This window comes from Micromonospora narathiwatensis, assembly GCF_900089605.1.
GTDB classification, from domain to species: Bacteria; Actinomycetota; Actinomycetes; order Mycobacteriales; family Micromonosporaceae; genus Micromonospora; species Micromonospora narathiwatensis.
Genome location: NZ_LT594324.1, coordinates 1,988,683 through 1,999,538 on the forward strand (window position 1 = coordinate 1,988,683; position 10,856 = coordinate 1,999,538).

General features: G+C 73.6%; 1 protein-coding gene. It reads right to left on the reverse strand.

The window, feature by feature from the left end:
- Positions 1-31 precede the first annotated feature (31 nt).
- Positions 32-10,810 (reverse strand): type I polyketide synthase, encoded by a 10,779-nt coding sequence (locus GA0070621_RS31340; protein ID WP_091193185.1) that lies wholly within the window; start codon positions 10,808-10,810, stop codon positions 32-34.
- Positions 10,811-10,856: the final 46 nt, after the last annotated feature.

The window sequence follows — 10,856 nt, forward strand, 5'->3', positions numbered from 1 at the left end:
ACACCCTTCCTCCAGGTCGGACCGTCCGTGCTCACAGGATCAGCACCTCGGCGTCCTCGTCGTCGAAGTCGTCGTCATCGGCGGCGACGACGCTGCGCAGCGTCAACTGCTGGCAGATCAGCTCCGCCACGTCCGCTGCCGTACCGCCGCCGAACAGGTCCGCCGGCGGTACGTCGGCCGCGTAGTCGACCAGTAGCCGCTGGCGCAGCCGTACCGTGGTCAGCGAGTCCAGGCCCAGCTCGTTCAGCCGGGTCCCGGCGAAGGTGGGCCGGATCGACTCCTGGTCGGCGGCGCTGAGGCCGAGCAGCAGCGCCACCCGCTCCAGCAGCCCGGCCAGCAGCAGCTCGCGCGCCGCCACCGGGTCCGTGACCGCGAGCACGGCCAGGTCCGGCGCGGCCGACGTCTCGGTGGCCCCGGCGAGGTCGGCCGGGGTCACGTCCGCCAGCAGCCGGTACGGCCGGGAGCGGGCCGCCGCGGTCAGCGATCGACGCCAGTCCACCCGGGCCGCCCCGACCACCGGCCCGACCGGCTCCCCGGCCGCCGGGTCGAGGAACGTACCCAGCGCCGCCAGTGCCTCGGCGGTGGGGATCGCGTCCAGGCCGAGCGCGGCCAACCGGCCCAGCACGTCCTGGTCGACGGCCATGCCGGCCTGCGCCCACGGCCCCCAGCCGACGCTGATCGCCGGCAGGCCCCGTGCGTGCCGGTGCCGGGCCAGGCCGTCCAGGAAGGCGTTCGCGGCCAGGTAGTTGGCCTGACCGGCGGAGCCGACCGTCGCGCCGAGGGCGGAGAACAGCACGAAGAAGTCCAGGTCGAGACCCTCCGTGGCCCGGTGCAGGTGCCAGCCGCCGCGGACCTTCGGGTCCAGCACCCGGCGGAACCGGTCCCAGTCCTGTTCGGCCAGGACGGCGTCGTCGACGACACCGGCCGCGTGCACCACTCCGGCCAGCGGCGGCAGGTCCCCGGCGAGCCCGGCCAGGGCGGCGGCCAGCGCGTCGCCGTCCGCGACGTCCACGGCCAGGCAGCGCAGCCGTACCCCGCGTTCGCGCAGTGCGGTCAGCAGCGGCGGTTCGACCGCCGGCACCCGCCGCCCGAGCAGGACCAGGTTGGTCGCCCCCTGGTCGGCCAGCCAGCCGGCCACCGCCTGGCCCAGTCCACCGAAGCCGCCGGTGACCAGGTACGCCGCGTCGGCGCGGAGCACCGGGCCCGGGCCCGGATCCGGCAGCTCACGTTCCCGTAGCCGGGCCTCGTACCAGGTGCCGTCGCGTACCGCGAGGTGGGTGGCGCCGTCGGCGTCGGCGACCCGGTCGAGGACCGTGGAGAGCGCCGGCGCGGGCCCGGCCGGGTCGAGGTCCACCTGCACGCAGCGCAGGTCGGGATGCTCGGTCACCACCGCGCGGGCCAACCCGCCGAGCAGCGCCTGCGCCGGCGTCGGCACGTCGTCCACGGCCGGCGCCTCCGCGCCGGTGGTGCAGAGCACCACGTCCGGCGCGTCGTCGCCGTACCCTCGCAGGACCTGCCGGAGCACGGACAGCGCGTCCCGTGCGGCCCGGTAGGCCGAGGTGGCGGTGTCGTCCGCGGCCGGGCCGCAGTCCGGGCCGAGCAGCAGCCCCCGCAGCTTGACGCCCTCGGCGCGGGCCGCGTCGACCAGCCGGGCCAGGGCCGCGTCGTCGGCCGGATCCACCCGCACCGTCCCGCCGGCGAGGGAGGCGGTCGCCGGCACCTGGACGCCGTCGGCCAGCACCAACGAGGCGGCGGCGCAGCCGAGACCGAGCAGTTGGGCGTGCCGGTCCGCGACCATCCCGGCGTCCCGGCCGCAGACCAGCCAGGTGTCGCGTGGGCCCATCTCGGCCCGGCGGGCCGGCCGACCGGGCAGCGGGTGCCAGGTCACGTCGTAGCGGCGCAGCCGCGACCCGGCCAGGCCGGTGACGAGGGTACGCGGTACGGCGCGCAGCCGGACGCCGGTCATCCTCGCCACCGGCTCGCCCAGCGCGGTGACCAGGTCGAGGTCCATCGCCCGCTCGCCGCCCTCCGGCACGCCCCGGGACCGGGCCCGGCACCAGACCCGGCCGGGCAGCCGGTCGTACACCTCGATCCGGTCGATGCCGGCGGGGAGCCAGAAGTCGTCCTCGCTGACCCCGAAGGCCGCCCCCACGTGCAGGCAGGCGTCGAGCACCATCGGGTGCAGCAACCACCCGTCGCCGTCCCGTTCCGGTTCGTCCACCTCGATCAGGGCGAGGGCCTCGTCCCCGGAGCGCAGCAGCCGCTTCATCGCCCGGTACCCGGGCCCGTACTCGACGCCGATCCGCCAGAGCCGGTCGTAGAAGCCGTCGAGGTCCTCGTCCGCCATGCCGGCCCGTACGCCGGCCAGGTGCAGCCGGTGCGGCGTGGACGAGGTGCCGGCGTGTACGGCGGCGACGGTGACGTGCTGTGCCCACGGCGTCGACGGCTCGTCCGCCGGGCGGCTGAAGCAGCGCACCCGGTGCCCCGGCCCGTCCGGCTCCACGCAGGACTGCAGGGCGAGCGTGGCACCGTTGCCGCAGCGCAGGAACTCGTCGAAGGTGATTCCCGTCAGACTCCACCGGCGTTCCGGGGAGTCGCCGCGGGCCGCCGCGAGCGCCCACTCGACGAGCGCGGTCGCCGGGAAGACCGCCGTGCCGAGCAGCCGGTGCTGGTCGACGAAGCGGAGCCGCTCGGGGACCACCGTCCGGGTGAACCAGCGTCCGGCGGCCCCGGCCACGTCCAGCGGCGTGCCGAGCAGGGGATGACCGCCGGCCGGCTCGACCGGCGCGCGGCGCGGTCCGCTGTCCGGCCTGGTCGGCAGCCAGTGGCGGGTGCGCTGGAACGGGTACGTGGGCAGGTCGAGGTGGGGGTGGGTGCCGGTGGGCCGGGCGTTCAGGGTGGCGGCGGCGGTGAGCAGGGTGTGTTGGTTCGGCTTGTCCCTGTGCAGGGTGTGGACGGCGAGCGCCTCGGGTCGGGTGTGGGTGTGCAGGGTGGTGAGGGTGGCGTCCGGTCCGAGTTCGACGAAGGTGCGGACGCCGTGTTGGTTGTGGAGGGTGGTGATGCCGTTGGCGTAGTGGACGGGGGCGAGGATGTGTTCCACCCAGTAGTCGGGGTTGGTGAGTTGTTCGGTGGTGGCGAGTTGTCCGGTGACGTTGCTGATGACGGGCAGGGTGGGTGCCTGGTAGGTGAGCCCGGCGGCGACGGTGTGGAATTCGTCGGTGATGGCGTTCATGTGGGGTGAGTGGAAGGCGTGGCTGACCTGGAGTGCGGTGGTTTTGCGTCCTTGCTCGCGCCAGCGGGCGGCGAGTTGTTCGCATACGTGTCGGTCGCCGCTGATGACGGTGGTGTGTGGGGTGTTGACGGCGGCGATGGTGACGCCGTCGTGGCCGGCGATCAATTCGTCGGCTTCGTCTCGGGTGGCTTGGAGGGCGGTCATGGCGCCGGGGGTGGTGATGCTGTTCATGAGTCGGGCTCGGGTGGTGACGAGGTGGGCGGCGTCGGTGAGGGTGAGGACTCCGGCGAGGTGGGCGGCGGTGATTTCGCCGAGGGAGTGTCCGGTGAGGTGGTCGGGTTTGAGGCCGAGTTGGGTGGTGGCGACCTGGTGCAGGGCGATGTGGAGGGCGAACAGTGCGGGTTGGGTGTAGGCGGTGGTGTCCAGTAGCCCGGCGAGGCGGCTTCCTGGCTCGGAGAAAACCACGTCTTGGAGGCGGTGTTCGAGGTGGGGGTTCAATGCCTCGCACGTCTGGTCGAATGCCTGTCGGTAGGTGGGGTTGGTGGCGTACAGGTCGGCGCCCATGCCCGGGTACTGGCTGCCCTGACCGGTGAAACAGAAGGCGACCTTCCCGCCGTCGTCGGTGCTGACGGTGGTGGTGAGGTGCGGGTGCGGCTCGTTGTCGACGAGGGCGGTCAGCGCGGCGGTGAAGTCGGTACGGCTGGCCGCGGTGACCACCGCCCGGTGCGCGAACCGGGTACGCCGCGCCAGCACCCCGGCGACCGCCGCCGGCGCGACATCCTCGTCGCGCAGCCGGTCGAGCAGGTGTGCCGCCTGGTCGCGCAGCGCGCGGTCCGTCCGCGCTGACAGAGTCCACGACGTCCACCCGTCCCACGGGTCGTCGCTCGGCGCGGCGGCCTCCGCCGGTGGCGCCTCTTCGAGGATGACGTGGGCGTTGGTGCCGCTGATGCCGAACGAGGACACCCCGGCCCGGCGCGGGTGGCCGTTCTGCCGCCATTCGACGGGCTCGTCGAGGAGGCGGACGTTGCCGGTGGTCCAGTCGACGTGTGGGGTGGGGGTGTCGACGTGCAGGGTGCGGGGCAGCAGGTCGTGCCCTAGCGCGAGGACCATCTTGATGATGCCGGCGGCACCGGCGGCGGCCTGGGCGTGGCCGATGTTCGACTTGATCGACCCGAGCCAGAGCGGTTGGTCGTCCCGCCGCTGCTGCCCGTAGGTGGCGAGCAGGGCCTGGGCTTCGATGGGGTCGCCGAGGGTGGTGCCGGTGCCGTGGGCCTCGACGGCGTCCACGTCGGCTGGTGTCAGCCTGGCGTTGGTGAGGGCCTGGCGGATGACGCGTTCCTGGGACGGTCCGTTCGGGGCGGTGAGGCCGTTGCTGGCTCCGTCCTGGTTGACCGCCGAGCCTCGTACGACGGCGAGGACGCGGTGACCGCGTTCCCGCGCGGTGGAGAGGCGTTCCAGAAGGAGCAGGCCCACCCCTTCGGAGAACCCGAACCCGTCCGCCGCCGCGGCGAACGGCTTGCACCGGCCGTCGGCGGCCAACCCCCGCTGCCGGGCGAACTCGATGAAACCGGTGGGGCTCGCCATCACGGTCACCCCGCCCGCGAGCGCCAGCTCGCACTCACCGCTACGCAGGGACTGTGCCGCCAGGTGCACCGCCACCAGCGACGACGAGCAGGCGGTGTCCACCGTGACCGCCGGCCCCTCCAGGCCCAGGGTGTACGCCACCCGCCCGGACGCCACGCTGGTGGTGCTCCCGGTCAGCAGATAGCCCTCGGCATCCGCCGAGGCGCCGGGTCGGCCGACGTACTCCTGATGGGTGAGGCCGGTGAACACACCGGTGGCGCTGCCGCGCAGGCTGGTGGGGTCGATGCCGGCCCGCTCGATGCTCTCCCAGGCGGCCTCCAGCAGCAGCCGTTGCTGCGGATCCATCGCGGTCGCCTCGCGCGGGCTGATCCCGAAGAAGGCCGGGTCGAACTCGGCGGCGTCCCGGACGAAGCCGCCCTCTCGGGCGTACGTGGTGCCCGGGGTGTCCGGGTCCGGGTTGTAGAGGGTGGCCAGGTCCCAGCCCCGGTCGGTGGGGAACCCGCCGACCGCGTCGGTGCCGGAGGCGAGCAGCTGCCACAACTCCTCCGGGGAGGTGACCCCACCCGGGTAGCGGCAGGCCATCCCGATGATCGCGATCGGTTCGGCCGTGGCGGTCACCGCCGGCGCCGCTGCCCGCCGCTCGGTGGGCAGGTCGAGCAGCAGCGTGCGGAGCAGTGTGGCCACCGCCCGCATCGTCGGGTGGTCGAAGACGAGCGTCGCGGGCAGCCGCAGCCCGGTGGCGGTCCGGAGCCGGTTGCGCAGCTGCACCGCCGTCATCGAGTCGAAGCCCAGGCTCTTGAAGTCCTGCCCCGCGTCGAGTGCGGCGGGGTCGACGTGCCCGAGCACCGCGCCTACGTGCGTCCGGACCAGGTCGACCAGGACCGACAACTGGTCGTCTACCGAGCGCTCCGCGAGTTGTCCGGCGAGCGGGGACGCCGTCGGTGCGGTCGTCGCGGCCTGCCGTAGCCCGGCCGGGGCGAACGCGCGCAGCACGGCCGGCAGGTCACCGGCGCGGGCCCGGGCGCGGACGGCCGCCCGGTCGATGCCGGCCGGCACCAGCACCGGCCGGTCGGTCGCCAGCGCGGTGTCCAGGAGCCGCATCCCCTCCTCGACGGGCAGCGCCGCGAGCCCGGCCCGGGCCAGCAGTCGCCGGTCGGCCTCCGACATGGCCCCGCTCATCCCGGTCTCGACGTCCCAGTAGCCCCAGGCCAGGGCGGTGGCGGGCAGACCCTGCGCGCGCCGGTGCTGGGCGAGGGCGTCCAGGAACGCGTTCGCGGCGGCGTAGTTGGCCACTCCGCTGGTGTTCAGGCTGCCGGCGATCGAGGAGTAGAGCACCAGGTGCGCGTCGGTGAGCCGGTGCAGCTGCCAGGCGGCGTCGACCTTCGGCGCCAGCACGTCGCGCAACTGCCGCTCGGTGAGCCGTTCCACCGGTCCGCCGTCGGTCACCCCGGCCGCGTGGAAGACCGCGGTCAGCGGGTGCGCCGGGTCGATGCCGGCGAGGAGGTCACGGACCACCGCCGCATCGCCGAGGTCCCCGGCGGCGACGGTCACCGCGGCTCCGAGATCACCCAGCTCCCGTACGACGGCGGCGGCGTCCGGGTGCTCCGGGCCCCGCCGGCCGACCAGCAGCAGGTGGCGTACGCCGTGCCGGGTGACCAGGTGCCGGGCGGTCAGCCGGCCGAGCGTTCCGGTGCCTCCGGTGACCAGCACGGTGCCCTCGGGACCGAGCGGGACCGGCGCGACCGGCGCGACCGTGGCCGGGGTCAGCCGGGGCGCGCGGAGCCCGCCGGCCCGCAGCGCGAGCTGCGGCTCCGCACGCAGGGTGGCGGTGCCGACGGCGGCGGCCAGCGCGCGGGCGCTCTCCGGACTGTGGTCGGTGTCGATCACGATGAGCCGGTCGGGGTGTTCGGTCTGGGCGGAGCGCAGCAGCCCCCAGCAGGCGGCGCCGGCCAGGTCGGTCACCGGCTCTCGGGCCCCAATGCTGACCGCGCCGCTGGTGAGGACGACCAGCCGGCTCTCCGACAGCTCCTCCCGGCCGAGCCAGTCCCGCACCGTGCGGAGCAGCCGACCGGTCCGCTCGTGCACGGCCGCCGGCACGTCCCCGTCGTCACCGGGGGGCAGCGGCAGCACGAGCACCGCGGGCGCCGTCGCGTCGTCGCGCGCCGCCTCCCCGAACTTCGCGATCACGGGTACGCCCGGCAGCCCGCCGGACGCCCGAGCGGTGTCCGCGCCGACCAGCACCCAGGACGAGGTCGACTCGGCGGGCGCCGGCGGGACGGGCACCCACTCCATCCGGAAGAGCCGGTCCGGCCGGGCGGCCCCGGCGGCGATCCCTTCGGCCGAGGTGGCCCGGGACAGCACTCCGGCTGCGCTCAGCACCAGCTCACCGGCCAGGTCGTGGGCTTCCAGCGCCAACCGCTCCGGTGACTGGCGGGTCAGGCGTACCCGTAGCGCCGTCGCCCCCGTCGCGTGCAGTCGGACCTGCTCCCAGGCGAACGCCTGGCGGACGGTGTCCGCGTCCTCGTCGAGGACGGCCAGTACCGCCGGGTGCAGGGCCGCGTCGAGCAGCGCGGGATGCACCGCGTACCCCGCTACGTCCATCTGGTCGGGCAGCGCCACCTCGGCGTACAGGTCGTCGCCGGCGCGCCAGGCCCGACGCAGGCCCTGGAACGCCGGCCCGAACCGGTAACCCGCCTCGGCCAGCCGCGGATACGCCCCGCCCAGGTCGATCGGCTCCGCGCCGGCCGGCGGCCAGGCGGCGAGCGGCGGCACGCTCGACTCGCCGTCGTCGTCGCCGGTGAGCAGCCCGGTGGCGTGGGTGGTCCACGCCGCGTCCGGCTCGTCGGCCGGTCGGGTGTGGACGGCGAGCGTACGCCGGCCCGGCTGGTCGCATCCGGTGACGGTGACCTGGAGGTCGGTGGCGGCGTCGGTGAGCGGCACCGGCGCTTCGAGGGTCAGTTCCTCCAGTAGTGGATACCCGGCGACGGAGCCCGCGTGCAGGGCGAACTCGACCAGGGCGGTGGCGGGCAGCAGGCCGGCACCGGCGATGGTGTGGTCGGCGAGCCAGGGCTGCGCCCGGCTGGAGATATGGCCGGTGAAGAGGTGTTCGCCGCTGGTGGCGGTGGTGATGGTGGCGGCCAGCAGGGGATGGCTGGTGGCTTGCAGGCCGAGGCGGCGCGGGTGGGCGGCCGGCGCGACGGTCGACCAGTACCGCTGGTGGTGGAAGGGGTATGTGGGCGGGGTCGCGTGTGCCCTCGCGGCGGGCAGCAGGTGGGTCCAGGTGATGGGGTGGGTGGTGTGGGTGTGTAGGTGGGCGGTGTTGGTGAGGAGGGTGTGCCAGGGGTCGGTGTCGCGGCGGAGGGTGTGGCAGACGGTGGTCGACTCGGTGTCGATGGTGGGGGCGAGTAGGGGGTGGGGGCTGATTTCGATGAGGGTGTGGTGGTTGTCGGCGGCCAGTTGTTGGAGGGTGGGGTGGAAGTGGACGGGTTGGCGGAGGTTGTCCCACCAGTAGTCGGTGGTGAGTTCGGTGCCTGGGGTGGCCTGCTGTCGGGTGCTGCTGTAGAAGGTGGTGTCGCTGACTTGGGGGTGGACGGTGGCGCTGGTCAGTTCGGCCTGGAGGGGGTCGATGTGTGGGCAGTGGCTGGCGTAGTTGACCGGGATGATTTTGGCGGTGAAGCCCTGCTCGGTCAGCGCTTGGTGGGCGGCGTGGATGGCGGTTGTGGTGCCGGAGAGTACGCAGGTGGTGGGTGCGTTGTGGGCGGCGAGGTGGAGTCCGGCGGTGTGTTCGGGGGCCAGCCGTTCGAGCAGGTCGGGTAGTTCTTCGGGGGTGGGGCCGGTGATGGCGAGCATGCCGCCGGTGCCTTCGATGGTGGTGAGTGCTTTTGCGCGGTGGGTGATGAGCCGGACCGCGTGGTCGAGGGTGAGGGTCCCGGTGGTGTGGGCGGCGGTGATTTCGCCTTGGCTGTGGCCGATGACGGCGTGGGGGTTGATGCCGTGGTGTCGCCAGAGTGCGGTGAGTGCGGTGGTGACGGCGTACAGGACGGGTTGGACGACGTCGACTCGGTTGAGGCTGGCTGCGGTGGGCCGTTGCAGGACGATGTCGAGTAGTGACCAGTCGACGTGTTCGCGTAGGGCGGTGTGGGTGGCCTGGATGCTGTGGCGGAAGACGGTGGAGGTGCGGTAGAGGGTGTGGGCCATGGTGGGCCATTGGCTGCCCTGTCCGGGGTAGATGAACGCGATTTTTCCGCTGTCGTGGGCTTCGCCGACGTTCAGGTTGTCGTGTTCGACGCCGTCGACCAGCGCGGTCAGTGCCTCGCGTATTTCGTTGGCGGTGCGGCCGAGGACGACGGCCCGGTGCGGGAAGGCTGACCGGTTGGCGAGGGCGTGGGCGACGCCGACGAGGTCGAGGTCGTCCGTGTTGGTGGTCCAGTCGTGTAGGCGGCGGGCGTACTCCCGTAGGGCGGGCTCGGTTTTCGCGGACAGGAGCCAGGGCACCCAGCCGCCACCGGGCAGGTCGGTCAGCTCCGCACCGTCCCCGCCGGCCGGCGTCGCCGACGTCATGGTGGTGCCCGACCCGGTCTGTTCCGACCCGCCGCCTACCGGCTCATCGGCGGGGGCCTCTTCGATGATCAGGTGTGCGTTGGTGCCGCTGACGCCGAAGGAGGACACCCCCGCCCGGCGTGGATGCCCGTTCTGCCGCCAGTCGACCGGCTGGTCGAGGAGGCGGACGTTGCCGCTGTCCCAGTCGACGTGCGGGCTCGGCGCGTCGATGTGCAGCGAGCGGGGCAGCAGGTCGTGCCGCATCGCCTGGACCATTTTGATCACCCCGGCCACCCCCGCGGCGGCCTGGGTGTGGCCGATGTTCGACTTGATCGACCCCAGCCAGAGTGGCTGGTTGTCGCGGCGGTGTTGTCCGTACGTGGCCAGGAGCGCCTGCGCCTCGATCGGGTCGCCGAGGGTGGTGCCGGTGCCGTGGGCCTCCACGACGTCCACGTCCGCCGGCGTCAACCTCGCGTTGGCGAGGGCCTGCCGGATCACCCGTTCCTGCGACGGCCCGTTGGGTGCGGTGAGGCCGTTGCTGGCCCCGTCCTGGTTCACCGCCGAACCGCGGATGACGGCGAGGATCCGGTGGCCGCGCTCCCGCGCGACCGACAGCCGTTCCAGGAGCAGCAGGCCGACGCCCTCGCCCCAGCCGGTGCCGTCGGCGGCGGCGGCGAACGGCTTGCACCGGCCGTCCGGCGCCAGGCCCCGCTGCCGACTGAACTCGATGAACGGGCGCGGCAGGGCGAGGATCGTCGCGCCACCCGCGAGCGCCATGTCGCATTCGCCGCCCCGGATCGCCTGGACCGCCAGGTGCATCGCCACCAGCGACGACGAACACGCCGTGTCCACCGTGACCGCCGGACCTTCCAGCCCCAGCACGTACGCGATGCGCCCCGAGGCCACGCTGCCCGAGTTGCCGGTGACCAGGTATCCCTCCAGGTCGGGATCCGGCTCGCTCATCCGGGCCAGGTAGTCCTGTGAGATCACCCCGGCGAAGACACCCGTGGCGCTGCCGCGCAGGCTGGCCGGGTCGATGCCGGCCCGCTCGACGCTCTCCCAGGCGGTCTCCAACAGGAGTCGCTGCTGCGGGTCCATCGCCGTGGCCTCACGCGGGCTGATTCCGAAGAACGCGGCGTCGAACCCGGGGGCGTCGGCGAGGAACCCGCCGTCGCGGGCGTACGTCGTGCCGGGCGAGTCGGGGTCCGGGTCGTAGAGCGAGTCCAGCTCCCAGCCCCGATCGGTCGGGAACGGTCCGATCGCGTCGCCGCCGGCGGCGAGGAGGTCCCACAGCTGCTCCGGGGTGTCGATCCCACCCGGATACCGGCAGGCCATCCCGACGATCGCCACCGGTTCGTGTGCCCGGTCCTCCACCTCGCGTAGGAGCTGCCGCGTCGAGCGCAGGTCGGCGGTGGCGCGCTTGAGGTAGCTGCGGAGCTTGTCTTCGTCGTTCATCGTGCGTCCCCCTGGTCGGAGCCGGCAGAAGCGATCAACAATCGGG

Excerpts from the sequence above, each read along its gene's own strand:
- GA0070621_RS31340 (WP_091193185.1), bottom strand. The coding sequence starts at position 10,810 with ATGAACGACGAAGACAAGCTCCGCAGCTACCTCAAGCGCGCCACCGCC.